Raw genomic sequence first — 271 nt, 5'->3', positions numbered from 1 at the left:
CACCAGCGATGTGCAGGACTGGCGAGGGAAGCCCGGCGTCGGAATCCTCGTGCGCAGCCTGTGCCGGTGTGGCGCACTCGGGCCAGGCATTCAACAGCAGATCGCGAAAATCGGCATGCATGACCGGACAGCTGGAAGACACCACCTCGGGCGCGTTCCAGTCGTAACCGATCGCCAGCACGGGCACGTGTTCAGCTGCGCGCTGAAGGAAATCGAGATCAACGGCTTCGGGGTCGGTCGGACTCATCCAGACCATCGGCCCCTGCAATGC

1 protein-coding gene is annotated in these 271 nt (G+C 63.8%); it reads right to left on the bottom strand.

Translation table 11 applies throughout. The annotated features are described in order from the left end of the window. A partial coding sequence (locus tag ACVA58_RS28125) for a hypothetical protein (RefSeq protein ID WP_446513527.1) occupies positions 1-271 on the bottom strand: 271 nt, incomplete at both ends.

Source organism: Photobacterium sp. DNB22_13_2 (assembly GCF_052873915.1).
The sequence above is the reverse complement of the archived record's forward strand: the minus strand, read 5'-3'. Positions and strand labels throughout refer to the sequence as shown.